Raw genomic sequence first — 26,438 nt, 5'->3', positions numbered from 1 at the left:
CGGCGTGCTTGTCAGTGCATTTCTTTATATTTGCCTGGCGTGATGCCCTCATATTTCTTGAAAACGCGAATGAACGTCGCCACTTCATTATATCCGACGCATTTGGCAATGTCCGAAATCGAATCCTGCTTGTAGCCGATCATCCGCTTCGCCTGCTGAATGCGGAATCTCGTAATATAGTCCAGCAGCCCTTCTCCGGTCTGATCCTTGAACAGCTTCGAAACGTAACTGCCTTTGAGCTCGAACCGTTCGCCGATCGTATTCACATTCAGATTCGCATCCTGATAATGCTCCTCGATGTATGCCATCACTTTGGCGATCAGCTCCCGCAGTGTCTCTGCCCGCTCCTTGGTCAGATTCGTCTCCACCTTGGCGGCGGCGAATGCACATACCTCCTTGAGCAAGCTGAGCAGCTCCTGCTGCATCTCGAGAATCGTGTCGCACGCGATGATGGAGTCCATCCACAACGGATTATCCCCCAGCAAGCGGCTTTCACCGTCCCCAAGCTCGTTGATCGCCTTCACCATCGTCCCGACAAGGTTGAAAATCAAGCATCTGGCCAGCGTCAACGAGACAAGCGGCTTATTGAAATTCCGCTCCATGATTTCGCTCATACTGGCGGCAGCCTGCTCATAATCGCCGATCTTGATCAAATTGATGATCTGCTGCTCCACCTGCAGCGGATAATAGTAGCCGAGTTGGAGCTTATCGGCCGTATCGATGCGAATCTCGTCGTACGTAATGATTTCGCGTTTGCCGCGAACCATTTTGTACTCCATGGCATCCAGCGCCTCGCTATAAGCTTCAGCCACATTAAACAGCGAAGAATGAATGCCTCCGATCGAAATCGTGAGATCCATGTGGAACCGCAGCAGGAACCGTTGAGCCTCGGCGGCAATCCATGCCAGATCTTCCTTCAGCTTGGCGGGGTCCTTATCGGCGAAATTCACCAGGCAGACCATCATCTCATCCACTTCAGCCATATAACCATGATGATGACGATGTCCGACGAGCTCCTCGACGACATTCGTAATAATGAACTGGATCAGCTTCCTGCGCTCATTCAGATCCATGCCGGGCAAATTGTTGGATAGATTATCGTTGTTCTCGACGGCGAAGAGGATAACGGCAAACTCGTTGGAGACGAGCTCCATATGAAAAGATTTGAACGCCTCCTCATAAGAGATGAGCGTGTCGATCTTCCCTTTCAGCAGCCGGCCCAACATATTGGAACGCAGCACGTACTGATGGGACTGCAGCTGCATTGCCATCCTCTCTTTCTCGCTCCGCGTGTCGGATATCGCCCGTTGAATGAAGCTCAATTCATTCCCGTCGATCCGCGCTTCGGACGTACTCTTGTCCGACACCGACTGCACAAGCCTTTGGATCGGCGAATAATTGCGGCGCATGAAGAACCACGTCAAAATGACTGCGCCTATTAGCGAGATTAATATACTGACGTATGTGAAATTGCGGACATACTCCGCCTTCTCCCAATAAATGCGGCTAGGAATCAGCAGCACATACTTCAGATCGGAAACGGCCGATTGCATATAGAAAAGTTCCGACTCCCCGTTCTTCGCCGGCGTGTACGCTACGTGATCCCGGTCGAATACCTGCTCCATGATCAGGTCGGGATTCACCGAGCCCGGCAAATTGGAGAGCAGCACTTGATTGTCATGGTTAAGGATTAAAATTTGCCCGCCGCTGAAGCCCGAAATCGTTTCCATGGCTTTCTGGAACCGTTCCATATCGGCCATTACGACGACGGTACCCGTCTGATTGCCGTTCAAATCCTTAGGCAAGTGGGCAATATACGCGATGGACGTCTGAGGATCCGCCGAATCCGCGTGTGGCAGCAGCAGGAACTGATTGTTGGCTGCGTTGTTGATCGTATCCAACCACTGTTCGTAACGCATAGCCCCCGTATTATGGATCGTATCCCACGCTGTCTTCATATCCCGGATGTTGCCGGGTCTCAGAATCGAACCGTTCTGATCCCAGGTCACATAAAATTCGTCAACCGTCGCATAGGACGTCTGGTACATGCGAAACTCTTTGACAAGCTGAAAAGCCAGAAATTGATCGTCGCCTTCGCGAACGTTCGAATACATCAACGTTTGGAGCTTCGTGTTCCACGTAATCTCCATATTCAATCGTTTCATGAGATCGATTTGCGTATCGATCGTGTACCGCACTTGCTTAAGCAGCGAATCGTTCGCCCGGTGAATTTCGCTTTTCAGCGCGTTGCTGGATTGCGAATAAATAATTAAGCTCATCATCATCGGGATGAACAAAACAGCGCTGTAAGAAATTAACCACGTGAAAATAATACTTTTGCGCTTTTGCCATAAAAAACCGAGTTTAATATGGATCTCCTCCCATTGAATGATCGATATAGGTCTGCAGGGATTAACTCCACTTACCTATATTATACCGCGATCTGCAAGGGGAGGAATGTTCAAAAAAGCAAAACGAATTGACAAAAGCTCTATTCCAAGCGAAATCGCCCGATTTTACCCTTTCAATGAGCCGACCATAACCCCTTTGACGAAGAAGCGTTGAACAAAAGGATAGATGCAGAGAACCGGCAATGTCGCCACCATAATCGTTGCATATTTGATCGTTTCCCCGATCTGATGGCGGTCGCCCGCGTCCGCCCCCACTGACATGCTGTCCGTCGAGTTGGCGATCAAGATCTCCCGCAGCACCAGCTGCAGCGGGAACAGGTCACGGCTCTTGATGAAGACGGAGGCATAGAACCAGCCGTTCCATTTGTCCACCGCATAGTACAAGATCATGACGGCGATAACAGGCATCGAGAGCGGGAGAATGATCCGGAACAAAATCGTAAAATGATTCGCACCGTCCATTTTGGCCGACTCCTCCAAGCTGTCCGGGATGGACATGAAAGCCGTGCGCATGATGATCAGGTTGAATGTACTCATGGCGAAAGGAATGATCGTCGCCCAGAGGGAATCGAGCAGTCCGACATTTTTGACGACCAGATACAGAGGAATCAGCCCGCCGTGGAAAAACATCGTAAAGACGATGATCAGCATGAACGCTTTGTTCCAGATGACATTTTTCCGGGACAGCACATATGCGCCCAGCGCCGTCATGAGCAAATTAACCGCAACGCCTGCCACGACGATAAACATCGTATTCCGGTAGCCGATGAGAATGCCCGGGTTTTTCATGACGCCTTTGTACGCTTCCAGAGAGAAGCCGAGCGATTTCAGCAAAATGCCTTTGTGGGCCACCAAACGGCCGGCGTCGCTTAAGCTTGCGAAAAGAACATACAGCAGCGGGTACAGCGTAACGATGACGAGCCCGAGCAGGAGCAAATAAATCGCGACGTCGAACAATTTTTCGAGCAGAGAGAACTGTTTTTTCATTGCTTTCACCTCACCATAAGCTGCTTTCGTTAACTTTGCGGCTGATGTAGTTCGCGGAAACTAGAAGAATCAGGTTAATGACCGAATTAAACAAGCCTACGGCCGAGCTGTAGCTCCATCCGAATTCCAAAAGCCCTTTCCGGTAAACGAAAGAGGAGATCACGTCAGCCGTTTCATACGTAACGGGGTTGTACAACAATATAATTTTCTCGAATCCGACGTTCAGCAAATTCCCCATCCGCAAAATAAACATGATCGCGATCGTCGGCATAATGCCCGGCAGTGTAATGTAAACGATCTGCTTCCAACGGCTGGCGCCGTCCATTCGGGCCGCTTCGTACTGCTCCTGGTCGATCCCCATCAGCGCAGCGATGTAAATGATCGACTCCCAGCCGACGCGCTGCCATATTTCGGAGAGGATATAAATCGGTCTGAACAGCTCCGGCTTCTGCAGCATCGCTTGGCCGTCATAGCCGAACAGCATGGCAATTTTGTTAATCACGCCGTCCGCATTCGTGAAATCGGTGATGATGCCGCAAATGACGACCATCGAAATAAAATAAGGCATGTACGTGATCGTTTGCGCAACGCGCTTGAACATTTTGCTCCGCACCTCGTTAATGAGGAGTGCCAAGATGATCGGCGCCGGGAACTCGAATAATAAGGAATAGAGCGAAATGACGACCGTATTTTTCAGGATGCGCCAGAAATAATAGGAGCTGAAAAAGTCCTGAAAATGTTTAAAGCCGATCCAGGGACTACCGAGTATCCCCTTCATTGGCGAATATTCTTTGAAGGCAATTAAAGCCCCGTACATCGGTGCGTAGTGGAAAATGAAATAATACGCCAGCACGGGTATCATCATGATATACAAATATTTATTCAGCATGAAATCGCGAACATAGCGGTTAACCGTCACTTTTTTACCGGCAAGCTGGGCTCTTTCCAGTCCTCTGGTGTTCTCCATCTTCATCCTCACCCCAATTCATAATCAGGAGAGAGGGCTTATACAAGCCCTCTCCGTCTGTCTTTAACGCTTGTTGTAACGGTCAAGCGCCGCCTTCTGGATCGCGATGGCGCGATCGAGGTTCAGCGACTTCATTTTCGCAATGTAACTCTCGTATTGGCTCACAGGCTCATTGCCCAGAATGATTTTGAGCGTCATTTCGTCAACCAGTGTGTTGATGTCATTCATAATTTTCGCGTATTCGGAGCTTTCCTCAGGGGTTGGCGTGAGCGGCGGCAGACTGTATTTGTCCACATCCGTCTTCTTCCAGATGTTAACGGCCTCTCGCTGCGTCGGCAGGGTGAAGAACTGCTCCGCATAGCGTTTATCCTGGATGAACGGCCCGTTGTAGCTGCCCCGCACATACATCGACATCGCTTGTGCCGGCGCCAATTTGTCCGGATTCTTCATCAGCAGATCGGTATACTTCGGATAGCCGTTCTCCATGTTGTAGGAGACGCCTTCCGTACCGAAGTTGAAGAACATGCGGCCTTCGTCGCTGTAGCCGTAATCGAGCAAACGGGCTGCCAGCTCCGGATCCTTGGCCTTGGACGTAATCGCCACGATACCGCCGGAGGAGTAAGGCTTATCCTTCTGGCCGAATTTCGGGGTGTCGCCTTTCTTGAGCACCGGATACGGCGCTGCCACCAGCTGCACTTTCGGATCTTTGGCTTGGATGAGCGGCTGCCATTTGCCGATTCCGCCGCCCGCATTGCCGATGCTGGCTCCTGTGCCGCCGGATGCGAAGGAGCCGTCCAGCGCTTTCGTATCGACCGTCGCGATATTTTTGTCCAGCAAGCCCTCTTTGTACCAGGAGTTGAACAAGCTTAGATACTCCTTGAAGCCTTTCTCCGCAGGGCCGAACTTAATCTCCCCGTTTTCCAAATAAAATCCGCGGTTCACGCCAAAAGCTCCGAGGAAGGCGCCGTTATACGATTCATTGAAGAAGCGCGGCTTGGAGATGAAGGAAAGCGGTGCGGCAGCGCCTTTCTTCTCTTTGAACGCTTTGAGCGTAGCCGTCCACTCATCGATCGTTTCCGGTACCGGCAATCCCAGCTCGTCCAGCCAATCCTTCCGAATAATCGGGCCTTGGAAAACCTGGAGATACTCATCGCCGCGGATGAACGGGAACGCGTAATAGCTGCCGCTGTCCGTTTTGACCATTTTGTCGATTTCCGGATGTTCCTTCAAATATTTCTTCAAGTTCGGCGCGTACTTATCGATCAGATCATTCAATTTCAGAATGTAACCGTCCTTGATCGCTTTCTCAGGCCCTCCAGGGAAGTCGCTCAGGAAGTTGTATTCGATCATATCCGGCAGATCGCCGGATGCCAGCATCACGTTAAGCGCCTCTTTCGTCTGCCCCGTCGCCGGTGCCGTAAACTTCAGCGGCACGCCTGTTTTCTTCTGCCATTCCTGGAAGAAAGGCACATCGGAATGCGCTGTTTTTACACCCGTCAAGTTCCCCGTCAGCTCGCCCCAATAGGTCAGCGTTTTATCCGTTTTAATCGGGTACGTCGTCGCGCTTGCTGCCGCAGGCGCTCCCGTTTCTTTCGTCGCAGGTGTGGATGCCGTCTGAGAGGAGCAGGCGATCATTACCGAGCTCATCATGATGACGGTCATCGTTGAAGCTAACATTTTCTTCATTCATGGACCCTCCATTAAGTTTATGGGTGAGATGCATCTCTTCCTTAAGCCTACTGGAAGGCGGCCGCTAAACCTATGCGTAAATTGCAGAAACGAATGGTTAATTTCGGACTCCGCCATTGACGATTTCACAAAAAGCATCGCCAATTTCGCAAAATGAGGCGGAAGAAAGCGGTCAGTCGTCCAATCCATCACGCTTAATGCCCGCAAGAAAGCTCGGCTCCTCCTAGAGAGCCAAGCCTCTACCGAGAGTCCCGCCCATAGCGGGAATTTCTCCTGTTAAATACAGCCTTGCGGATCCTCGAAGGCTGAATAACAGGAATTCCTCCCGTTATTCAGCCCGTACTCGCAGCCTTTACGCGAAATGGGGATGAATTAACAGGAGGAATTCCCTTTATTCGTACAACTGGGCTAATTTTCTCGCGAATAACGGGAGAAATTCCAGTTACGACCTGCGGCTGACCAAGAAAAGCTCGGCTCCCTCAACGAGAGAGCCCCGCCCCGCCGCAGTTCAAAAAAAAGCTGCCGAGGATATCCTCGGCAGCTTTCCGGCATGCTACAAGTCGTTCAGTTCTTCTAAAGTGGGCATGCCCGCTTGAGCGCCGAAGCGAGTAACGGACAGCGAAGCCGCCCTCACCGCGAACTGTGCGGCATCCGATACGGCGAGGCCGCCGGCCCACGCGACGCAGAAAGCGGCATTGAAGGCGTCGCCCGCTCCGGTCGTATCCACGACCTGCACGCTGGGCGCCGCTACGGTATGCAGCCTGCCGTCTTGCAGCAGCGAGATCCCTTTGCCTCCGCGGGTTACGAGCAGCTTAGGCCCTGCTTCCTCCCACCGCTGCATGCCCGCTTGCAGCTCGTCCTCGCTTGCGTAAGCAGCCCCGCTGAGCAGCTCGAACTCCGTCTCGTTTGGCGTGATGAAATCGGCGAGCTGCAGCAGCGCTTGGGGCAGCTTCACCGCCGGAGCCGGGTTAAGCACCGCGGGGACGCCGGCCGAACGTGCGATCTGCAGCGCCGCTTGCACGGCTTCGAGCGGAATCTCCAGCTGCACGAGAAGCACATCGGCTTCTTGGATGAGAGCCGCGTGCCGGGTCACAAGCTCCGGCGTTACGCGCCCGTTCGCGCCCGGAACGACGACGATGCAATTATCTTCCGGCGTATGCATAATCGTCGCCGTCCCGGTTGTCCCTTCCATGCGCACGACGGCTTCCGTATGGATACCATGCTGCTCCAGCTGTGCTAGCAGCACGTCGCCGAAGGCGTCCTGACCGACAGCGCCGATCATAGATACGTGTGCCCCCAGCTTCGCACAGCCAACGGCTTGATTGGCTCCTTTGCCGCCGGGAATCGTATGTAACGCATCGCCGTGGACCGTCTCTCCGATTCGCGGCATTTTCCTCATCGATACGACCAAATCCATATTCAAGCTGCCTACAACCGCTATACGTGAATGCTTCAACCTGATTGCCTCCTTGATATCTGTTACTAGTGCCATCTCCATACTTGTCCATTCTCATACCTTCAACCGTGTTCTACTAGCGTATCATTCATACGGAAGGTTTTCCAACCGAATTTTATTTATCAATTGCAGATACAAACTTTTGATTGCCCGTGCATTTCAATCCCCTTCTGAATCAACTACGATTAAGTTAATAAACAGCTCTTCACATCAGTTTAATACTCATTCTAGGAGGCTTCTTGTATGGATATTCAAGCGCAGTCAGCAAGGTTAAATCCGCTAACGCCGGAACAAATCAAACAGTACCACGAGGACGGGTATCTCATCATCAGCAAAGGGTGCAGCGATGATCTGATCGATGCTTTTAATTCGCACATTCATTCGATTCGTTCCTCCGATGCGATGCCCGAGTGGGCGAAGCCAAGAAAAGGCGGAGCCGCAGTGGATGACAAGGACCGCTTCTCCGTCCGGCTGTTCAATCCTCACCTGCATGACGGTTTCGCACTGCAGATGATGAAGCTGCCGATTGTGCGCGGTGCGTTGGCCCAAGTTCTCGGCGATGAAGCGTCCGGCGTGCAAAGCATGTACTTTTACAAAGAACCCGGATCCCCCGGACAAGCGGCGCATCAAGATTATTATTATATCAAGAATGACCCGAATACGCTGACCGCCGCCTGGGTCGCCATGGAATATACGAATGAAGAGAATGGCTGCTTGTATGTCATTCCCGGTTCTCAGAAGCTCGGCATTCTGCCGCATGGAGATGTGAAAAATTTACAAGAGCACGAAGCTTGGACCCACGAGGTGGAAGGCATCGATTTGACGAAGGAAATTCCGGTTATTTTGGATAAGGGGGACGTCTTGATATTTGACAGCAACCTGATTCACTCCTCTACGCGAAACCGATCCGAACGTTGGAGACGTTCCTACGTATGCCATTATATTCGTCACGACTCCACAATCGAAAGAGAAGATTTGAAAAAGAAAATCCCCCTTGTATAATGAAGGAAAAGGCTGTCCGAGAGGGATGGAATGAACGTATGGGAACAGATGCCAGGGTGGAAGTCCTTCCACCTTTTTTGTTTGTAACCAGCGCCTACGCAGGCAGTGTGGTTTATGGCCCCGGAGGGAAATACGGACCGCGCATCCAAATGGATTTGCAGCTTGTCCTGCTGCATAGCGGCTCCATGACGGTAGAAATTGACGGCGTTCCCCACTCGGTTCCGCCCGAGAGCGTTGTTCTGCTCAAACCGGGACACGAGGAGCTGTTTCATTTCAATGAGAAACGGGACACGTGGCATCGATGGATCGCGGTAACGACCGAGCCGCTTTCCGCGCATGCAGAGACTTACTTCGAGTCGCTGCCCCTGTACATCCCCTTGACGGCTCGGCTCAATCAGTTGACGAATATGATGATGTCTCTGCAAAACGACGGATGCACGCCGGCGGATGAAGTCGTGAAATCCCTCGGCCGTTCCGCCGTGTGGTTGTATGCGACAGAGCACAAGCATTTGGGACGGAATCACCTGAAGCATCCGGCTGTTCTTCTTGCTGTGGAAGCGATTCACGAAAGATTCGGCGAAGAGCTCAGCCTGAGCGATCTATCCAAGATTACCGGCAAAACGCCCGAGCATATCATCCGCCTGTTCCAGCGCGATGAAGGGGTCACGCCAATCCAATATTTATGGCAGTACCGGGTCAAAAAAGGCTTGGAATTGCTGCGCAGTACAGGCCTGAACATCGGTGAAATCGCCGAACAGTCCGGCTTCAAAACCTCTTACCATTTCGCCCGCACCATCAAGCGCCATACCGGTCTGACGCCTAGTGAAATTCGTAAGGAACACTACAACAAGCCCTTTCGCTCCGGAGAACCGAAACTATAGGCTTGCCGCCAGACAGATAAAGCCCGGCCGGCGCTTATACAGCGCACTGCCGGGCTTTCATCGTTAACCTTTCACCGCACCTGCGGCCACGCCGCTGATGAAATATTTCCTGCCGACGATACTCAGAAGAACCAATACGGGAACCGCCATTAGAAATGCTCCCGTAATCGGCGTAGCATAATCCTCTTTATAAGGATTGTTCATCGTCGAGATGCCGACTGAAAGGGTCATTTTGTGCTCGGAAGTTAGAAAGATCAGCGGGCTCAAATAATCGTTCCACGAGTTCATGAAGTTGAGAAGCCCTACAATGCCGATACCGCTCATGGACAAAGGAATTGCAATGCTCAGGAACGTCCGCCATTCCGTAGAACCGTCCACCCGTGCGCTCTCATACAGCTCGGAGGGGATTGCCGTCATCACTTGGCGGATGAGAAAAATATGAATCGCCGATATGGCCCCCGGTAAAATGAGAGGAAAGAACGTATCCAACCAGCCCCACTGTCTGAACATAATGAAGCTCGGAACCAGTGTCATCTGCGACGGAATCAGAATTGTTGCTATCACGATCGTAAACAGTATATGTTTCCCTTTAAACTCATACCTGGAAAAGCCATATGCAACCAATGCATTACCTATCATAGAGAGAACAGAAACCGCTGCAGCAATAAAAACGCCGTTGAAAAATTGCGTCCAGAACGGAATTTTATCAAACAGCAGTATAAAGTTGTCTAGCGTCGGATGGAACGGAATCGGATTCAACGGGGAAGCAACGATATCATCATAGGTTTTGAACGACATTCCGATCATATAGAGAAAAGGGAGACTGAATAATAAGCTCAATGCAGTCAAAGCAGTGTACACAACGATGCGGTGAATGCGGTTTGCTGTCAATGCGGTCTCCCCTTTACTTTTTTTCTTGAAACAACTTGATTTGAATAAGCCCAACAATGAGTAATACAACGGTAAATACATACCCAACGGCAGACGAATAGCCGAAGCTTTGCAGCCGGAAGGCTTGCTGATATATGTACATGGTCGGAAATAGCAGCGATTGCTCCGGCCCGGACTGGCCGGGTCCGGCCAGCACGAACGGCTCGGCGAACATCGTGAACGAACCGATAATTGCCTGAAAGACGATAAAAGTCAGGATAGGTCGCAATAGCGGCAATGTCACATAACACACTCTTTGGCAAGCATTGGCTCCGTCAATTTTGGCTGCCTCGATAAGCTCCCGGGGAATGTTTTGAAGGCCGGCCAGAAAGTAGAGGATGTTAATGCCCATATACCGCCATGTCAACAAAATGATCAAAGCGGGCAGCGTCCACTTCGGGTTTTCCAGCCAACCGATCGGGTTGATGCCGACAAAAGCAAGCAGTGTATTCAGGAAGCCGAAGGATTTGTTGAAAATAAATCCGAAAATGATCGCCACCGCAACAGCCGATGTAATGTTGGGCGTAAAAAAGAAGGTTGCAAACCATCCCTTCTTCCGTTCTACGAAAGGCTGGTTGATTAACAGCGCAACCAGCAGCGCAATCGGCAGGATGATAAAGACGCTGCCCCCCGTCGCCTTCAGTCCGTTCCACATCGATTTCCAGAAAACATCATCATTCATTACGAGCGTATAATTTTTGAAGCCTGCATAGGTCAACTTGCTGACACCCTGGTATAGGCTGAGCCAGAAGCCATACAGCGTGGGATACAAGCTAAACACGAAGAAGTGAATGAAAAAAGGACGAAATACCGGTACTTATTCCACGCATCCGCGAACAAAGTCCGCCACCACGCCTGGTTCTGGTTCGGAGCTACAGCGACCAGCTTCCCGTACAGCTCTCCCAGATCCTGACCGTTGAAGTACTTCGTATACTTACTCTGCTCATGCAGTCCCTTCTCGTTAACCGAAGTTAGAAGCGCAGGGAACAAGTTAACGATTTGGAATCGTTTGACCGAGTTTTCCGGGGTTAGTTGGGCGAGCTTCAGAAACTCCCAGGCCAATTCTTTATTTCGGGAATACTTGGAAATCATCAACCCGGTTCCGCCCCATACGGTGGTCGGAACCGACTTGGGTCCGCCCAGAGGCATAGGCGCAGCCGCCCACTTTCCTTCCAGCTCCGGTGCGTTATCCGCCAGCAGATTGACCCACCAATCCGGACCGAAAGCAGCGATGTAATTCCCTTTCTTGAACTGATCCCAGTAAGCCGGACCGTCGTAATAATTTTTATCCATAATGCCGTCCTTCTTCCATGCATACATCCGTTTCAAAGCGGTCTGGCCTTCGGGCGTATTAAATCCGGGCTGCCCGTCTTTGGTAACGATGTCTCCGCCCTCCTGCTTGATGAACAACTCGAAATACGTTTGGTCCCCTCCGGTTTTCGTTGTTGAGTTTCCCGGGAAAATATATTTTTTATCGCCGATCAATTTCTTCGCTTGCTCCGTAAATTGATCCCATGTCTTTAGCTCCGCTACGTTAATTCCGGCTTTATCGAATAAATCTTTCCGATAATAAAGGGCAGAAGCGGTTGCAGCATGCTCGATTCCGTACTGCTGGCCGTTAATGGTGTATAACGCTTGCCGTCCTTTGGACATCACATCAGTCAGGTTGCTGCTTTTCAAATAATCGTCCAAAGGCACGAAGGGGATATCACCGCGAATAAATTTAGGGAACTGCGATTGTTCGATATCGATAAGATCCGGTGCGCCATCCCCGCCCGACTTGGCAATAACCAAGTATTTATCGACAAGCGCTGTGCCTTCCATCAAATTAATATCCACGGTCACTTCGGGCTGCCGTTTCTTGAATTCTTCCTTGATGGCCTCAAAAAAACGCTTATGAGGCTCTGCAAACACCCATAAGGTTAACTTTTTCCCGGCTGCAGCGGTTTGCTCAGCTGTAGAAGCAGGCTCTCCGACATTCGGCGTACAAGCGGTTAAGGCTAACGTTAACGCAATTGCTGCAGAAATCGATGGCCACATTGTTCTCACCATGGATACACCCTTTCCATTGTTTTATTATCAAAGAGATGATCTATCATTCAAATCATAATGTATGCGTTTACAGTTGGGAATGCACGAACAGCCGTTATATTGTGTCTGAGATTGATATTCGACGTATTCATCATTCGCCGGAAGCGTGCTGGAGCAGCCGGTAAAGCAGGTGCAGAAGAACATAAAAAAAAAGACAAAAAAACCTGCGAGATAAGGAAACAAACCTTGATTTATCAAGATTTGCTTCCTTATCTCGCAGGCATTCTCATGTCGTCTGTGTGTCTAATGAACTTATTTCCAAATAAATACCGTTTAACGCCGTTCCGCTGGGTCAGCTAATACAGATGCCACTGCCTTATGCCAGCCTGCACAATAAGCAGCCCGCGCTTCTTCTTTCATCGCCGGCACGTAATGCCGGTAGCTGCGGCCGCCCGAGGCGCCGATGCTTCCAAGTGACGGCCAGAAGCCGATCCCGACGCCGCCCAAATAAGCCGAGCCCATGGCGGACAGCTCCGCCACCTCGGACTTCACGACCGCCCTGCCGAGCAGGTCGGATTGGAACTGCATCAGGCTCGCATTGCCGGAGGCACCGCCGTCTGCCCGCAGCTCCATGAGCTCGACACCGGTTTCTCGCTCCATCAGCTTCACCGCATCATATACCTGATAAGCGATGCTCTCGAGGGCAGCCCGAATGATATGGGCTTTGGTCGTTCCCCGGTTCATCCCGGTGATGGACGCTCTGGCGTACGAATCCCAATACGGCGCGCCGAGCCCGACGAAAGCCGGGACCAAGTAGACGCCTTCGCTATCCGGTATACCCGCAAGCAGCTGCTCCATCTCCTCGAACGAGCTGAACAAGCCCAGATTGTCCCGCACCCAGTTCAAGCTGTCGCCGGACGTACGGATAACGGCTTCCACCGCGTAAGTGACTTTGCCTCCCATGCCCCAAGCGATCGCGCTTACCAGCCCGTTCGCGGAATCCACCGGCTTCTCCCCTACATTCATCAGCACGGATGTTCCAGTGCCGTAAGTCGCTTTGGCCATGCCGGTCTCATAGCACTGATTGCCGAACAAGGCCGCCTGCGAGTCGCCGATCACCCCTGTGATCGGTACGCGGCAATCGCCGAAGAGCGCCGGATCTTCCGTATACCCGAAAATTTCATCGGAAGCTTTGACTTCGGGCAGCAGCTCCGCAGGCACGCCGAATAGATCGCACAGCCCGCCATCCCACTCCAACGTGTGAATATTATAGAGCGATGTACGGCTGGCGTTGGTGTAATCGGTCGCGTGTACTTTGCCGCCGGTCAGCTTCCAGAGCAGCCACGCGTCGATCGTTCCCGCGAGCAGTTCCCCTGCCGCCAGCTTCTCGCCGGCTCCCTCCGCATGCTGCAGCATCCACCCCCACTTGGCCGCGGAGAAGTAGGGATCCAGCAGCAGCCCCGTTGCGGCGCGCACGGAATCCTCGTGGCCGGCCTGCTTGTAGCCGGCACACAGGTCGGCTGTGCGCTGGCACTGCCACACGATGGCGTTATACACGGGATCGCCTGTCGTGCGGTCCCACAGGACAGCCGTTTCCCGCTGATTCGTGAGTGTTAACGCGGCAACCGAGGCCGGAACAATCCCGGCCGAAGCGATCGCCTCAAGTGCAGTGCGTTTGACATTGGCATAGATCTCTGCCGGATCATGCTCGACCCAACCGGGACGCGGATATATTTGCCTGTGCGCGGCGGAGCTTCGGGCAACGATCTGCCCGGTACGATCGATCACGAGCGCTTTCGTGCCCGACGTACTTTGATCGATGGCAAGCAGATACCCTTTCTCCATCGTCATGACTCCCGCCTGCCCAGCAGCTCAAGCGCAACGCGCTTCAAATTGCCGGCAGATATGCCGTAATGGTTGAACACTTCGGCCGTCTTCCCGGCGATCGCCGGCTCATCCGGAATCCCGATGATCCGCATCGGAACGGGGCAATGCTGTACGACGACTTCCGATACGGCTGCGCCAAGTCCCCCATGAATGCTATGTTCTTCGACGGTAATCAGATGGCCGGTTTCCCGGGCAGCGCTTAGAATGGCCGCCTCGTCGAGCGGTTTGATCGTATGCATATTGAGCACACGGCAGGACACCCCCGCCTCCTTCAAGGCTTCATGCGCATCCAACGCCACGCGAACCGTCTCGCCTGTGGCGATGATCGTGACCTCGCTGCCTTCGCGCAGGCGCACCGCTTGGCCGATGACGAACTCATAATCGTCCGAGTCATACACATCTTCGACCGCATTGCGGCCGATTCGAACGTAGGCGCCGCCTTCGTAGTTCACCAGCGCCTCCGTCATCCGCTTCGTTTCGTGCCGGTCCGCCGGGAGCAGCACGGCGATTCCCGGAATGGCCCGCATAACGGCCAGATCCTGTACCGAATGATGGGACATGCCGAGCGCGCCGTAGCTGACTCCCCCGCTAATGCCTACAAGCTTCACATTCGTTGCCGAGTAGGCGACGTCCACTTTGATCTGTTCGATGCTCCGCATGCTGAGAAAGCACGCCGGCGAAGTGACGAACGGCTTCTTGCCGCTGTGGGCAAGCCCCGCGGAGATGCCGACGATATTTTGCTCGGCGATGCCCACCTCGACGAACTGTTCCGGGTACGCCTTGGCGAATGGAGCCATGGCGGCAGAGCCTCTGGAATCGCTCGCAAGCACCATAATCGAGCGGTCATGCTGCGCTTGCTCCAGCAGTGTCTCACAAATGACCTGCCGATTCGGAATCGTGTTCATATCAGCTCACCTGTCCTTTCTGATCGTAGCTGCTTTGCAGCGCGGTGAGCTCGGCCAGCGCTTGCTCCAGCTCGGCTTGGTTCGGCACATGATGGTGCCAATGCGGGACGTTCTCGGCAAAGGATACGCCCTTGCCTTTGACGGTGTTCGCCATCACGAGCGTCGGCTTGCCCCTATGGGCCGGAATCGCTTCGAACGTCTTGACCAGCGCCTGCATGTCGTTGCCGTCTATCGAAACGACGTGCCAACCGAATGCGGCCCACTTGTCCTCCAGCGGATCAAGTCCCATCACCTCTTCGGTCGAACCGCTGATCTGCAAGCGGTTGCGATCGATAATCCCGATCAGATTATCCAGCTTGTAGTGAGCTCCCGCCATAGCGGCCTCCCATACGGAGCCTTCGGCCTGCTCCCCGTCACCCATAAGGCAGTAAGTGCGGTAGGAAGCGCCGTCTTTCTTGGCGGCAAGGGCCATGCCCACGGCCACCGCCAAGCCATGCCCCAGCGCGCCTGTGTTCATTTCTATGCCCGGCACCTTGTTGTTCGGGTGTCCGATCAGCTTCGTACCGAATTGGCTGAACGATGCCAGCTCCTCTCTTGGGAAAAAACCGCGGTCCGCAAGAATCGACCAGAGCGATTCGACCGAATGTCCCTTGCTTAGAATGAACCGGTCTCTGTCCGCCGCTTTAGGGTTGGCCGGATCGATGTTCATCACGCGGTAGTACAGCGCCGTTAAAATATCGGTATTGCTGAGCGAGCCGCCCGTGTGTCCGGTCTTGGCCCCGGCAATCATTCGCAATAAATCCATCCTGATTTGCGTCGCTTTCGCTTGCAGCGCTCTTATCTCCATAGCTCCTCCTTATTTACAGGCCTTTGCCGCGCAGCCATGCCTGAATTTCGCTTTCTGTCGGATCGACGGGATCGGGGGTCAAGCCCGGAATATACGAACAAGCCTCATAAAGAGCGGGAATAACGTTAGCATGAATGCCTACCGAATGGTGCACATAAGGCCCTTTGACCAGCTTCTCCTCCCATAGCGGCCAATCGTTCACTTCCACCCACACGTACGAACCGCGGGTGTAAGGCCCTTGAATGCCCTGGGCTTTCCCCAGAAACAGCTGATAATCGCCATGATCGCCGTCGAACCGGGCCAGCGTCATGCCGCCGCCGCGAATTTCCCCTTCATGCGTGCCTGGGGAGTGATCGTCGAACAAGAAATGCTTGCGCAGCTTCGGCTTATTCTCGACGGAAAGAGATACCGGGAAATTCCCGCAGTGAAACAGCAATTCGCCGTTGGCATTGTCAGGATGGCGCACCGTCAGATCGGCGAAGAAGGTCGGCGCCTCGTTCATCGCAGCGGCCTGCACCATGACCGAAGTGATTGCGCCATGGATATCGGTTTCGCACGTCACCGGAATTTGCTCGTCGGTCAAGATCGCGTTCGCCAAGCATGGCATGATGCCCATCGCATCCTGCAGCGAGGACCAGCATTGAATCGCAATCGCCGTGCTTCCTGTCTGCTGCGCATACTGCCTCATCGCCACTTTCAAAGCAGCGATCCGCCTTACATCGGCTTCCGTCACTTCGGACCAGTCCAGCTTCTCCTTGATGTAGTCGATCGCTTCCGCCAATTCCGAGGATTGGCCGTTCTCAATACGCTTGGTAGCGCGTTGAATATCAACGAGTGTGATCGGATGCAGCTCGATGCCGAAGCGTTCCAGCAGTTCTCCCTCGTTGCACATCATCGTCCAGAAGGATGCGGGTCTTGGGCCGATTTGCAAAATACGCAGCGAACGGAACTGGCGAACGACATTGGCTGCCGAAATGAAATTTGAGAAGCCGCGCTCAAAAACGGGATCGTTCACCCGGGTATTCGTAACATAAGAGAAAGGCACGTTAAAGCGCCGCAGCACCTTGCCCGTCGCGAACAGTCCGCACTGCGTGTCGCGCAGCCGCATGCCGTCTTCCAGCGGAGCCTCGTCGCGCGGCCCCCAGAGCAGAACCGGCTTGCCGAGCGCCTTGCCGACGCGGGCAACCGTATCCTCGGTGCCGAAGTTGCAGTGCGGGAAAAATACCGCATCGACACCTTCCTGCTTGAACCGGTCGATGATCAGATCGGCATTGATATTATCGTCATAGAGCAAACCTTCCGAGTTGATCCCTTCGAGATCGACGATATCGATGTCGAGTCCGAAACTCTGAATTTTCTCGCGGATCAGCACTTTGTACTTAAATGCGTCTTCTGCACTGAAAACGAACCTGCGGGTAGGCGCGTAGCCCAGCTTAAGTTTTTTCATGAGGAAGCCTCCTGTTTTGTTTAGGTAAACTTTTAGTCCAATTGACGAAAACTAGGACTAAACTTTTCACTTAATTTTTTGTCTTGTTTAGTTATTTTATGAATAAATCTAATCTAACATGCCTATAATAGGACGTCAACGCCGTTTTTTAATTAAGTTTAGTTATTTTTTTATAAACGATTTAGTCGAATTACAATTCACCTATTGCATGAGCTGCGTATTCACGATAAACTAAACTCACTCAACTAATTTAGTGAATGGGGATTGTTCAATTTGAAGATGGAAGATATAGCGAGGCTGGCGGGCGTATCCAAATCGGCCGTGTCGCTTGCGCTTAGCGGCAAATCGGGCATTAGCACGGAGACGCGTGAGCGCGTGCTTGAGATCGCCAGGGAAAGCGGATATTCCCCCAAACCCCGGGCAGCCGCTGCGGATACTGCTCTTAAATCCCTATCTTTTTTGGTGTTCACCAACTCGGGAATCGTGCTTGAATCTTATTATCAGCAGCCCTTCTTCCGGGAGCTGATTCATTTCATTGAGGACCGCTGCCGTTCGAAAGGCTATTCGCTGCTGTTCTCCTCTGTCGACCGGGAACATCTCGAGCGGGAGGTACGTTTGCTGGCGGAGGATCGTCAAACCGACGGCATCATTTTGCTCGGCAATAACTTAACGCCGGAGGAAATCGGAGATTTGTCGCATCGCTTGGGACCCCATCTGGTCGTGCTCGATAACTGCTTCGACAAGCTGCCGGTTCATTTCGTGGCCATTAACAATTTCATGGGTGCTTACCAAGCGGGGACTCATTTGTGGGAAAATGGACATCGGGAGATCGGCTATATCGCCTCCAATGTGCGCATCCAAAATTTCGAGGAGCGTAAAACGGGGTTTCTTGAAGCCTTGCAGGAGCGCGGATTGGATATCAACCCTGTGCATACGTTTGCCGTGGCGCCAACCATGCTCTCCTCTCAGGAGGATCTGAAAGGCCAGCTGCAAGCTTACATGGCTGAGAACCGCCCGCTTCCGACGGCCTTTTTCTGCGAATGCGACTACATTGCCATCTCGGCATTGAAAACGTTGAACGATCTCGGCATCCGCGTTCCGGAGCAGGTGTCCGTCGTTGGCTTCGATAATATTTCGGAATCACGCATCGTTTCACCGGAGCTGACGACCGTTCATGTCGAGAAGCAAAGGATGGCCCAGCTGGCGGTCGATCTGCTCATCGAATCGATCGAACAAGGTGTGGAGGCCACCTCCAAGGTCCGGGTAGACACCCGACTGGTCGTTCGCCAGTCCTCCCAGGCTCCGCGCACGGACTAATGCGGCGCAGCCGCTTCAAATAACAAAGGGTGTCCCAGCCAATGTATGGCTTGGGACACCCTTTGTTATTTGATAATCAATACCGGGCAATGCACATGCTTGATGACGCTGTGGCTCACGCTGCCGAGAAGAATCTCCGATACGAGCCCGACGCCGCGGCTGCCCATCACGATCAAATCGTGCTGATCCCCATCTGCCTTATGGCAGATCACGGCAGCCGGGTCGCCGGTCAGTGTAACGCACTCGAACTCCAAGCCGTTGGCCGCTATCGCCGCCGAAGCCAGCCCAATAATTTTCCGGCCTTCTTCTTCAAGCGCATCAACGAGCGGTACGCTGATCGGCGGATCATTCAATGTGATCTGCGGGTGCACATGAAGCACGGTCAATTTGGCCTGCGGTGACAGCTGTTTGATTAACCCGATGGCGTGATGAAGCGCCCGGTCGGATTGCTGTGAACCGTCGATAGGAACAAGAATGTTTGTATACATACACGATTCCTCCTTTGATTCTCACATTCACGTTAACGTTATATATAAAGTGCAAATTGACGGGGAACTTTGAGTTAGTGCCCTTCCGCGTGATCGACGTGCTTCACATGCTTATGATTCATGCCCACGAAAATGACGGAAAGAAGCACGAAACAACCGCCTACGATGAATGGAACGTGCGGATTGTACCATTCCGCCAATTTCCCTGCCAGCCACGGTGCTGCCGCAGCCCCAAGGAAGCGAAGGAAGCTGTATGCCGCGGATGCCGTGGAACGCTCGACAGGAGCGGCATTCATAACCGCCGTCGTGATCAGCGTATTGTTGTTGCCGAGGAAGGCACCCGCTGCAATAACTGCAACGATAATAACCTCATTCGTCGATGTCCAGATCCCCATGGCGATCAAAGTGGCCGCGAACAGCGTCAGCTGCACGCACATGGATTTAACCGTTCCGTAGCGCTTCTGCAGCTTCGGTGCCATGAAGATGGAAGTGATCGCCAGCAGTAAGCCCCATCCTAAAAATACATACCCCAAACCGTGTTCTTCCAAACCCATATGAAACGGCGAATAGGCCAGCAAGGTAAAAAAACCGAAATTATACAGAAGTGCGGTAATGCCGAAAATGCGCAGCGGGCGGTGCTTCAAAGCGCGGAAAGGCTCCATTATTGACGTTTTCTTAACTGGTGCAGCCGAAGATGGGGTTGCCTTCGGCATGACGAGGGCAATGAACAGAAAGGCAATGACCATCAAACTGGCAACGCCGAAGAATGGCCCCCGCCAAGAAATCGATCCCAATTCGCCGCCTAGCAGCGGTCCGACGGAAATGCCAAGTCCGATGGCCGTTTCGAATAAAATAATGGACTGCGCAACACCTGTTCTTGATAAAGATACGATAGCGGATAATGCAGTCGCCACGAACAGCGCGTTGCCAAGTCCCCAACCGCCGCGCAGCCAAACGAGCTGCCAGATGCCATTGGAGCCTCCGCCAAGCGCGGAAAATACGGCAATAATGACAATCCCTAACAGCAGCGTTCCCTTCAAACCAAGTCTGGATGAAATGACCCCAGTTATGAGCATGGCGACAGCCATGACCAAATTATAACTGGTGAAGAGCAGTGTTACATCGCTCTGTGAAGCATTCAGTTTATGAGCGATGGCAGGCAGGATTGGATCGACAAGCCCAAGTCCCATGAAGGCGATAATGCTCGCGAAAGCGACGGCCCAGACAGCTTTCGGTTGATTCAACATTTTTGCTCTGGATTTGACCTGTGTGTTAGGTTGCATGATCTTTCTATGCTCCTCTTCATTAAGGATAATGCTTTCTCATCGATTATCATATTCCTTTATAACGTTAACGTCAACGTTAAATTCGTCCGAACTTTTCGCGCATACCTCAGGAAAGTTAAGGAAATGATACTAGAACAATATCCTAGAGCTTGGGGAAAAAACCATATGTTCGCACATTGGCTGCGCTCCAAAAAACATTCGCCGCTTCCGCTAACCAAAACAATTGCCGAACCGCCGGCATCAATGCCAATATTCATGACGATTCACGAAAATATCGATTACGTCCGCCAGACGCTCGGAAACAGCACGGATATCGTATTCCGCGAGTTCTCCTACGGCGCCGTGACCGAGCCTGTGGCCATCGTCTATACCGACGGCCTTGTCGATGGCAACGTCGTGAATGATTTCATCATGCGGTCATTGATGTCCGATCAGCTGGATCCGGATCCTGGGCTGAGCCCCTTCGAGCTGTTGGAGCTGCACACGCTCACCATCGGTGAAGTCCAGCAAGTGTATGACATGAAGAAGCTGCTCCATCACCTTCTATCCGGCGACTCGGTCATTCTGATGAACGGCTATGACTGCGGTATCGCCGCCAGCACCAAAGGCTGGAAAGACCGCGGCGTAACGGAAACGAACGTAGAAACGGTTGTCCGCGGTCCGCGGGAGGCTTTCTCCGAGTCCATCCGCACGAACACCGCACTTATTCGCCGAAAGATCAAGGATCCGAATTTGTGGGTGGAAACATTTCAGGTCGGTAAGGTGACCCAGACCGATGTCGTGCTGATGTATGTGAACGGGATTGCTGCGAAGTCCCTCATCGCCGAGGCCCGCAACCGGTTAAATCAAATTCAGATTGACGGCATATTCGAGAGCAGCAATATCGAAGAACTGATCCAAGATGAAGTTATTACACCATTCCCGACGGTTTATAATTCGGAGCGCCCGGATGTTGTCGCCCTGGAACTCATTCAAGGCAAAATTGCCATCCTGGTCGACGGAACCCCCTTCGTGCTGATTGCTCCTGCGTTGTTCGAAACGTTCCTGAAGGCTTCCGAAGACTATTATCATCGCGTGGACATTTCTACCTTAATCCGGGTGCTTCGTTACGCCGGGTTTCTTATTGCCCTATTAGCCCCATCTTTCTATGTTGCCATCACAACGTTTCACCAGGAAATGCTGCCGACCCAGCTCCTCATCTCCCTCGCGGCGCAGCGGGAGGGTATCCCGTTCCCCGCCTTCATCGAAGCTCTCCTGATGGAGATAACGTTCGAGGTGCTGCGGGAAGCCGCGCTGCGCATGCCGCGAAGCATCGGGTCGGCGCTGTCTTTCGTCGGAACGCTGGTTATCGGACAGGCAGCGGTCGATGCCGGCATCGTTTCGGCCGCGATGGTCATCGTCGTGTCCATTACGGCGATCTCCAGCTTCGTCTTTCCTTCTTATGACTTGTCTAACGCCATCCGCATTTTACGATTTCCGCTTATGGCACTGGCCGCTTCGTTCGGCTTTTTCGGAATACTCGCGGGCCTGCTCGGGCTCATCCTGCATCTGAACTCCTTGCAATCGTTCGGAGTGCCCTATCTGAGCCCATTCGCGCCGATGGAATTGCATAAGCAAACGGATGCCCTGTTCAGAATGCCGTTTCAGTCTATTTTCTCCCGTGTCCGCACGGTCAGCGCTAACAACGTTGTGAAGAAAGCCAAACGAACTCGGTTCAAACCTTAAAGGGGGGGCAGCGATCCCAATGATAGCCAGGATGCGAATCATCGCTTGCTTACTCGTCATCGTCCTGTTGGTAAGCGGCTGCTGGAGCCGGAGGGAGCTCAACGATATTGCGATTGCCGAGGGCGTAGGCATCGATATTACCGATCATCAGTTTGAGCTTACCGTTCAAATCGTCAATCCGGGCAGTGTCACCAAAGCGATGGGAAACCCGAACATTCCGATCATTGTGTATTCTTCCAAAGGCGTCACTTTGAACGAAGCGGTGAAAAGATTGACCTCCTCCATTTCCCGGAACATTTATTTCGCTCACATCCGGATTCTTGCCATCTCGGAAGAGCTGGCTGAGCAAGGCATTGTTGAAGCGATGGACTATCTCATGAGAGGCAGCGAATTCCGCTCCGATTTCGATGTTGTCATTGCCAGGGACACTACGGCGAAGGACTTGTTAAGCATCATGACACCGCTGGAACAAGTGCCTGCCAATTATATTTACAACTCTCTGGAAGCCGCCAAAAAGGAATGGACATCAGCGGTAACGATCAAACTCGACCAGCTGTCGAAAGCGATCGTTACCCCCGGCAGAAGCCCGGTCATCTCCGGCATCCAGATCGTCGGCGAGTATAGCTCCGGCTCCGGCAAAGCGAACATCAACTATACGACGCCGAAAGTGCGGCTGCAGTACTCCGGCAATGCCATCTTCAAGAGAGATCGGCTGGTGGGATGGCTGAATGAGAAGGAGTCCCGCGCATACTCGGTCATTACGGACCAAGCGAAGCGCTCTTCCATCCATGTGCCCTGCCCGGAAGGCGGCAATATCGGCATCGATATCGCGCGGGTCAAGAGCAAGGTCCATGCTGTAGTAACGAACGAAAAGCCTGAAATATTTATCGAACTCATGGCTGAAGGGAATGTGTCCGATGTGGAGTGCAAAATTGACCTGCTCAAAGTTGAAACAATCGCGTATTTGGACCAGCAGATCACGAAACTGATGGAGGATAATCTGGAACACACCATCAAAAAAACCCAACAGTTAGGAACCGATATATACGGCTTCGGCGAAGCGGTGCATCGTGCCGACTACAGATACTGGAACAAGGTCAAAGACAATTGGGAGCAAGTATTCAAACAATTAACCCCTCACCTGAAGATCGTTGCCAGAGTTAGAGGTACGGGGACATTAGGGGATTCCGTTGTAAATGATGTAAAGGAGTAACGGTTATGTTAATCGGCATCTGTGTATTCGTCATTACCGCCCTCATTGCGTGCTATGAGATTCCACGCTTGTGGAGGCAAGGCTGCAAGCAAGAGATCTGGATCTACATCTCACTCATGCTGCTCGGGAATGTGCTTGCTACCATGAAGGGCATGCATAAAACACTGCCCAACCCGGCTGATTGGGTTACCTTTCTGATGATGCCAATCACCAAACTTTTACTGCAAATCGGGTTGATCACGAAGTAAAATAGGCAAGGCATAGGGAGGCAGTCCCTCATGAATAACGAGAATTCGTTGACGGCTCGTCAGCTCATGATTTTAGTCTTTTTGGTTGCGGTGGGTACGACCGTTCTCGTCGTCCCCTCGCTCTTAGCCATGGAATCGAAGCAGGATGCCTGGATCGCCGGCATCGCAGGCGTCGCCATCGGCTTGCTTTTCATCCGCATGTATGTCAGGTTGGCGAAGATGTTCCCTGCCCAGTCGCTTTTCGATATGAATGAAACCGTCTTCGGCAAGTGGCTGGGGAAAGCCTTCACGCTGCTGTATGTGTTTATCGCGGCCGTTATCAGTGCTCAAGTTCTATTCTACATCGGCGCGTTCATGACCACGCAAATCATGCCCACGACACCGATCCAATCCATTCATATTCTCATGATTACATTCGTCATTATCGGGGCCAAGCTGGGCGTCATTATTTTAGCGAGAACCGCAGAAATCTTTTTTCCATGGATGGTTTTGCTGCTGATTTTATTGTTTATTTGTGTCACCCCCCAAGCCGATGTCATCAACCTACTCCCAATTGGCGAAGCAAGCCTGATGTCCATCGCTCGTTCTTCGTACTATATCGTAGTGTTTTCTTATTTTCCGATTGCCTTTGTCCTCTGCCTCATCACCAACCAAGTGAAATTGCCCGTTCGGTTTTCCAAAGCATTCACTTACGGAGGGATAACGAGCGGGGTAGTGCTCGTGCTGATCACTTTGTTCAGCATCATCGTAATGGGACCCGATCAGTCCTCGCGGCAAATCTATGCGACCTATGCGCTTGCCAAAAAAATCAGCGTCGGCAACTTCCTGCAGCGGATCGAGGTAACCGTTGCCTTCTTATGGTTTATTTCGATCTATTTCAAATTGACCCTGTACTTCAATGCCGTGCTTCAAGGCATCGCCTCCCTGTTTCGGCTTCAAAACTACAAAGCCTTTGCGACGCCGACAGGCCTCATCATCACCGTTCTTTCGCTGTTGGTGTACCCGAATGTCGCATACAGCCATCATTGGGATGAGTTTACGTGGATTCCTCTAGCCACCTGTATCGGCTTCATTCATCCCGCGCTATTAATTGGGGTCGGTTACTTACGCAAGAAAATGACGAATAACAGCTAGACAAGGACGTGTTGTCATGAACAAAGAAACGATTACGCCGCGTCAATTTATGATCATTGTAATCCTGTTTTCAATAGGCACATCCATTCTGGTTATACCGGCTTCGGTGGCTGCGGACGCCAGGCAGGATGCCTGGATGCCGCAGCTGTTCAGTATTGCTGCAGGAAGTATCCTTGTCGCGTTATATGCCTGGATTGCCACACAGTATCCGGCGACCTCCATATACGGCATTAACGATTGGGTATTCGGCAAATGGCCGGGAAGGCTCTTAACATTGTGCATATCTCTATTATGCCTGTTGTTCGGTGCGCAGGATGTCTTTTATGTGGGTCATTTCCTTGTAACCCAAATCATGCCGACGACGCCGATTCAAGCGATTAACGTCTTGTTTATGGCGGTCGTTGTGTTGGGTGCAAAGTCGGGTATCGTCGTCTTTCTAAGGACCGCAGAAATTTTCTTTCCCTGGATTGTGCTCTTGTTTATTCTGTTCATGACCATGAATGTGCCCAACATGGAGCTAAACAATCTTTTGCCTGTGTGGGAAATACCTCCCCTCCCTATTGCCAGATCCGTTTTTCGAATAACCAGCTTCACCTATGTCACCTTATTCATTGCAATCGGTCCCCTCATCCATCAAGTCACTAGTGTTCACAAAGTCAAAGCAGGTTATTTCGCAGGTGTCGTCATCAGCGGCATCATGATGGTGCTGCTCGTCTTGTCTAGCATCCTGGTGCTGGGTGCCGACAGTACAGCGATGCAAAAATTCCCTAGTTACGCGCTCGCTCAGCATATCAACATCGGGCACTTCCTGCAGCGCATCGAGGTTGTCGTCGCCTTTCTGTGGCTGGTGTCGATTTACTTCAAAATGTCGATGTTTTTTTATGCCACAATCAAGGGACTGGGTCATGTTCTTCAAATGCGAGACTACAAAACGCTCTCCGTACCGATCGGACTCATCGTTACCGTGATCTCGTTCATCGTCTACCCCAGCAACGCCTATGAGCAGAGGTGGGACAATCAGACGTATCTGCCGCTCGCCCTTCTCATCGGGGTCGTGTACCCGGTTGCGATCGTGCTATTCGGCAAGCTGCGGAAGCAGCTCCCGCTCGTCAACAAAGAGCCCGTTGGCGAGTAGCTGCTGCTTGCCTCGCGAGCGTACTCGGCGGCGGGCCGCTGGGTGCGGCTATGGAGCGGCTGCGCAGCTGCTCGCTCAAGCGGGCGGCGCCCACGGCGGCGGGCGGTCGGGTGCTAAGCGGGCGTTCCCCGGCGGCAAGCCGCCGCTCCCGCTGCTAACGGAAACAGCGGACGCTATTCGCGGCGTGTCCGCAGCCGCTCCATTCTAACGGACACAGGCGCGCTTATTTGGCTATTTTTGGGGCACAATCTGCCCCAAAAATAGCCAAATAACAGCGCTGGTGTCCGTCAGAATGCCAATTCGGCTCATTCCGGCCGAATAAGCGCATCTGTGTCCGTTAGCCAGGCGCGGACACTCTGGAGCGGCTGCGCAGCTGCTCGCTCAAGCGGGCGGCGCCCACGGCGGCGGGCGGTCGGGTGCTAAGCGGGCGTTCCCCGGCGGCAAGCCGCCGC

General features: G+C 52.6%; 24 protein-coding genes. 10 read left to right on the top strand and 14 right to left on the bottom strand.

Going from position 1 to position 26,438, the window contains the following annotated elements:
* Positions 1-11: 11 nt before the first annotated feature.
* The 5 genes from J2X61_RS18540 to rbsK all read right to left on the bottom strand — a co-directional run bounded on the left by J2X61_RS18540 (position 12) and on the right by rbsK (position 7,510).
* On the bottom strand, positions 12-2,279 hold the full coding sequence (locus J2X61_RS18540) for a helix-turn-helix domain-containing protein (protein WP_310189656.1): 2,268 nt from the start codon (positions 2,277-2,279) through the stop codon (positions 12-14).
* Positions 2,280-2,516: 237 nt separating this feature from the next.
* Entirely contained in the window at positions 2,517-3,398 is an 882-nt protein-coding gene (locus J2X61_RS18535; protein ID WP_310189654.1) for a carbohydrate ABC transporter permease, read from the bottom strand.
* A 10-nt stretch (positions 3,399-3,408) separates the two neighbouring features.
* Positions 3,409-4,365 (bottom strand): ABC transporter permease, encoded by a 957-nt coding sequence (locus J2X61_RS18530; protein WP_379239942.1) that lies wholly within the window; start codon positions 4,363-4,365, stop codon positions 3,409-3,411.
* 63 nt (positions 4,366-4,428) lie between these two features.
* The gene (locus tag J2X61_RS18525) at positions 4,429-6,051 is read right to left on the bottom strand and encodes an extracellular solute-binding protein (protein WP_310189652.1); all 1,623 of its coding nucleotides are present in this window, start codon (positions 6,049-6,051) and stop codon (positions 4,429-4,431) included.
* Positions 6,052-6,607: 556 nt separating this feature from the next.
* A complete protein-coding gene (gene rbsK, locus J2X61_RS18520) occupies positions 6,608-7,510 on the bottom strand; it encodes a ribokinase (protein ID WP_274469688.1) in 903 nt (300 codons plus the stop codon).
* A gap of 243 nt (positions 7,511-7,753) precedes the next feature.
* Here rbsK and J2X61_RS18515 point away from each other — a divergent pair, with 243 nt between their 5' ends.
* Both J2X61_RS18515 and J2X61_RS18510 read left to right on the top strand, forming a co-directional pair.
* On the top strand, positions 7,754-8,512 hold the full coding sequence (locus J2X61_RS18515) for a phytanoyl-CoA dioxygenase family protein (protein ID WP_274469689.1): 759 nt from the start codon (positions 7,754-7,756) through the stop codon (positions 8,510-8,512).
* 77 nt (positions 8,513-8,589) lie between these two features.
* Positions 8,590-9,393 (top strand): AraC family transcriptional regulator, encoded by an 804-nt coding sequence (locus tag J2X61_RS18510; RefSeq protein ID WP_310189650.1) that lies wholly within the window; start codon positions 8,590-8,592, stop codon positions 9,391-9,393.
* A 63-nt stretch (positions 9,394-9,456) separates the two neighbouring features.
* On the opposite strand, the gene J2X61_RS18505 is transcribed toward J2X61_RS18510, so the two are convergent.
* Genes J2X61_RS18505 through J2X61_RS18495 form a run of 3 tightly spaced genes read right to left on the bottom strand, consistent with a single transcriptional unit; the run spans position 9,457 to position 12,363 of the window.
* Positions 9,457-10,284, bottom strand: a complete 828-nt coding sequence (locus J2X61_RS18505) for a carbohydrate ABC transporter permease (protein WP_274469691.1) — start codon at positions 10,282-10,284, stop codon at positions 9,457-9,459.
* 13 nt (positions 10,285-10,297) lie between these two features.
* On the bottom strand, positions 10,298-11,041 hold the full coding sequence (locus J2X61_RS18500) for a carbohydrate ABC transporter permease (RefSeq protein WP_310189647.1): 744 nt from the start codon (positions 11,039-11,041) through the stop codon (positions 10,298-10,300).
* Positions 11,038-12,363 carry an ABC transporter substrate-binding protein gene (locus tag J2X61_RS18495; protein ID WP_310189923.1) on the bottom strand — a complete coding sequence of 442 codons (1,326 nt, stop codon included), beginning with the start codon at positions 12,361-12,363 and terminating at the stop codon, positions 11,038-11,040. The genes J2X61_RS18500 and J2X61_RS18495 overlap by 4 nt, the downstream gene beginning before the upstream one ends.
* 123 nt (positions 12,364-12,486) lie before the next feature.
* Between J2X61_RS18495 and J2X61_RS18490 the strand changes: the two genes are divergently transcribed.
* On the top strand, positions 12,487-12,714 hold the full coding sequence (locus J2X61_RS18490) for a hypothetical protein (protein WP_310189644.1): 228 nt from the start codon (positions 12,487-12,489) through the stop codon (positions 12,712-12,714).
* On the opposite strand, the gene glpK is transcribed toward J2X61_RS18490, so the two are convergent.
* Genes glpK through J2X61_RS18470 form a run of 4 tightly spaced genes read right to left on the bottom strand, consistent with a single transcriptional unit; the run spans position 12,688 to position 17,440 of the window.
* A complete protein-coding gene (gene glpK / locus J2X61_RS18485) occupies positions 12,688-14,199 on the bottom strand; it encodes a glycerol kinase GlpK (protein WP_274469694.1) in 1,512 nt (503 codons plus the stop codon). The genes J2X61_RS18490 and glpK overlap by 27 nt on opposite strands.
* A gap of 2 nt (positions 14,200-14,201) precedes the next feature.
* Positions 14,202-15,146 (bottom strand): transketolase family protein, encoded by a 945-nt coding sequence (locus tag J2X61_RS18480; RefSeq protein WP_274469695.1) that lies wholly within the window; start codon positions 15,144-15,146, stop codon positions 14,202-14,204.
* A 1-nt stretch (position 15,147) separates the two neighbouring features.
* The gene (locus J2X61_RS18475) at positions 15,148-15,993 is read right to left on the bottom strand and encodes a transketolase (RefSeq protein ID WP_274469696.1); all 846 of its coding nucleotides are present in this window, start codon (positions 15,991-15,993) and stop codon (positions 15,148-15,150) included.
* 13 nt (positions 15,994-16,006) lie between these two features.
* On the bottom strand, positions 16,007-17,440 hold the full coding sequence (locus tag J2X61_RS18470; protein ID WP_274469697.1) for an L-fucose/L-arabinose isomerase family protein: 1,434 nt from the start codon (positions 17,438-17,440) through the stop codon (positions 16,007-16,009).
* A gap of 273 nt (positions 17,441-17,713) precedes the next feature.
* Between J2X61_RS18470 and J2X61_RS18465 the strand changes: the two genes are divergently transcribed.
* Positions 17,714-18,757, top strand: a complete 1,044-nt coding sequence (locus J2X61_RS18465) for a LacI family DNA-binding transcriptional regulator (RefSeq protein ID WP_310189641.1) — start codon at positions 17,714-17,716, stop codon at positions 18,755-18,757.
* Between the two features lie 65 nt (positions 18,758-18,822).
* Here the strand turns inward: J2X61_RS18465 and J2X61_RS18460 are convergent, their stop codons facing one another.
* Positions 18,823-19,245 carry a universal stress protein gene (locus tag J2X61_RS18460; protein WP_310189640.1) on the bottom strand — a complete coding sequence of 141 codons (423 nt, stop codon included), beginning with the start codon at positions 19,243-19,245 and terminating at the stop codon, positions 18,823-18,825.
* 74 nt (positions 19,246-19,319) lie between these two features.
* On the bottom strand, positions 19,320-20,528 hold the full coding sequence (locus J2X61_RS18455; protein ID WP_310189638.1) for an MFS transporter: 1,209 nt from the start codon (positions 20,526-20,528) through the stop codon (positions 19,320-19,322).
* A gap of 258 nt (positions 20,529-20,786) precedes the next feature.
* Between J2X61_RS18455 and J2X61_RS18450 the strand changes: the two genes are divergently transcribed.
* The 6 genes from J2X61_RS18450 to J2X61_RS18425 are packed head-to-tail and all read left to right on the top strand — an operon-like array spanning position 20,787 to position 26,194.
* Positions 20,787-22,256: a spore germination protein gene (locus J2X61_RS18450; RefSeq protein ID WP_310189637.1), complete on the top strand. Its 1,470-nt coding sequence runs from the start codon at positions 20,787-20,789 to the stop codon at positions 22,254-22,256.
* Between the two features lie 19 nt (positions 22,257-22,275).
* Positions 22,276-23,469: a Ger(x)C family spore germination protein gene (locus J2X61_RS18445; protein WP_274469702.1), complete on the top strand. Its 1,194-nt coding sequence runs from the start codon at positions 22,276-22,278 to the stop codon at positions 23,467-23,469.
* Positions 23,470-23,474: 5 nt separating this feature from the next.
* Positions 23,475-23,717: a hypothetical protein gene (locus J2X61_RS18440; RefSeq protein WP_310189634.1), complete on the top strand. Its 243-nt coding sequence runs from the start codon at positions 23,475-23,477 to the stop codon at positions 23,715-23,717.
* A gap of 30 nt (positions 23,718-23,747) precedes the next feature.
* The gene (locus J2X61_RS18435; RefSeq protein ID WP_274469705.1) at positions 23,748-24,851 is read left to right on the top strand and encodes a GerAB/ArcD/ProY family transporter; all 1,104 of its coding nucleotides are present in this window, start codon (positions 23,748-23,750) and stop codon (positions 24,849-24,851) included.
* 16 nt (positions 24,852-24,867) lie between these two features.
* Positions 24,868-25,986, top strand: a complete 1,119-nt coding sequence (locus J2X61_RS18430; RefSeq protein ID WP_310189631.1) for a GerAB/ArcD/ProY family transporter — start codon at positions 24,868-24,870, stop codon at positions 25,984-25,986.
* A 7-nt stretch (positions 25,987-25,993) separates the two neighbouring features.
* Positions 25,994-26,194 (top strand): hypothetical protein, encoded by a 201-nt coding sequence (locus tag J2X61_RS18425; RefSeq protein WP_310189627.1) that lies wholly within the window; start codon positions 25,994-25,996, stop codon positions 26,192-26,194.
* Positions 26,195-26,438: the final 244 nt, after the last annotated feature.

The organism is Bacillus sp. 3255, from assembly GCF_031456485.1.
Taxonomy (GTDB): domain Bacteria; phylum Bacillota; class Bacilli; order Paenibacillales; family NBRC-103111; genus Paenibacillus_E.
Note: the sequence above shows the minus strand (reverse complement) of the source record. Positions and strands in the feature narration are given on the sequence as shown.

What these genes read in the sequence shown, in the direction of transcription:
- J2X61_RS18540 (WP_310189656.1), bottom strand. Translation starts at nt 2,279, where the DNA reads ATGAGCTTAATTATTTATTCGCAATCCAGCAACGCGCTGAAAAGCGAA.
- J2X61_RS18535 (WP_310189654.1), bottom strand. Translation starts at nt 3,398, where the DNA reads ATGAAAAAACAGTTCTCTCTGCTCGAAAAATTGTTCGACGTCGCGATT.
- J2X61_RS18530 (WP_379239942.1), bottom strand. Translation starts at nt 4,365, where the DNA reads ATGGAGAACACCAGAGGACTGGAAAGAGCCCAGCTTGCCGGTAAAAAA.
- J2X61_RS18525 (WP_310189652.1), bottom strand. Translation starts at nt 6,051, where the DNA reads ATGAAGAAAATGTTAGCTTCAACGATGACCGTCATCATGATGAGCTCG.
- J2X61_RS18515 (WP_274469689.1), top strand. Translation starts at nt 7,754, where the DNA reads ATGGATATTCAAGCGCAGTCAGCAAGGTTAAATCCGCTAACGCCGGAA.
- J2X61_RS18495 (WP_310189923.1), bottom strand. Translation starts at nt 12,363, where the DNA reads ATGTGGCCATCGATTTCTGCAGCAATTGCGTTAACGTTAGCCTTAACC.
- glpK (WP_274469694.1), bottom strand. Translation starts at nt 14,199, where the DNA reads ATGGAGAAAGGGTATCTGCTTGCCATCGATCAAAGTACGTCGGGCACG.
- J2X61_RS18480 (WP_274469695.1), bottom strand. Translation starts at nt 15,146, where the DNA reads ATGAACACGATTCCGAATCGGCAGGTCATTTGTGAGACACTGCTGGAG.
- J2X61_RS18475 (WP_274469696.1), bottom strand. Translation starts at nt 15,993, where the DNA reads ATGGAGATAAGAGCGCTGCAAGCGAAAGCGACGCAAATCAGGATGGAT.
- J2X61_RS18470 (WP_274469697.1), bottom strand. Translation starts at nt 17,440, where the DNA reads ATGAAAAAACTTAAGCTGGGCTACGCGCCTACCCGCAGGTTCGTTTTC.
- J2X61_RS18460 (WP_310189640.1), bottom strand. Translation starts at nt 19,245, where the DNA reads ATGTATACAAACATTCTTGTTCCTATCGACGGTTCACAGCAATCCGAC.
- J2X61_RS18455 (WP_310189638.1), bottom strand. Translation starts at nt 20,528, where the DNA reads ATGCAACCTAACACACAGGTCAAATCCAGAGCAAAAATGTTGAATCAA.
- J2X61_RS18450 (WP_310189637.1), top strand. Translation starts at nt 20,787, where the DNA reads ATGACGATTCACGAAAATATCGATTACGTCCGCCAGACGCTCGGAAAC.
- J2X61_RS18445 (WP_274469702.1), top strand. Translation starts at nt 22,276, where the DNA reads ATGATAGCCAGGATGCGAATCATCGCTTGCTTACTCGTCATCGTCCTG.
- J2X61_RS18440 (WP_310189634.1), top strand. Translation starts at nt 23,475, where the DNA reads ATGTTAATCGGCATCTGTGTATTCGTCATTACCGCCCTCATTGCGTGC.
- J2X61_RS18435 (WP_274469705.1), top strand. Translation starts at nt 23,748, where the DNA reads ATGAATAACGAGAATTCGTTGACGGCTCGTCAGCTCATGATTTTAGTC.
- J2X61_RS18430 (WP_310189631.1), top strand. Translation starts at nt 24,868, where the DNA reads ATGAACAAAGAAACGATTACGCCGCGTCAATTTATGATCATTGTAATC.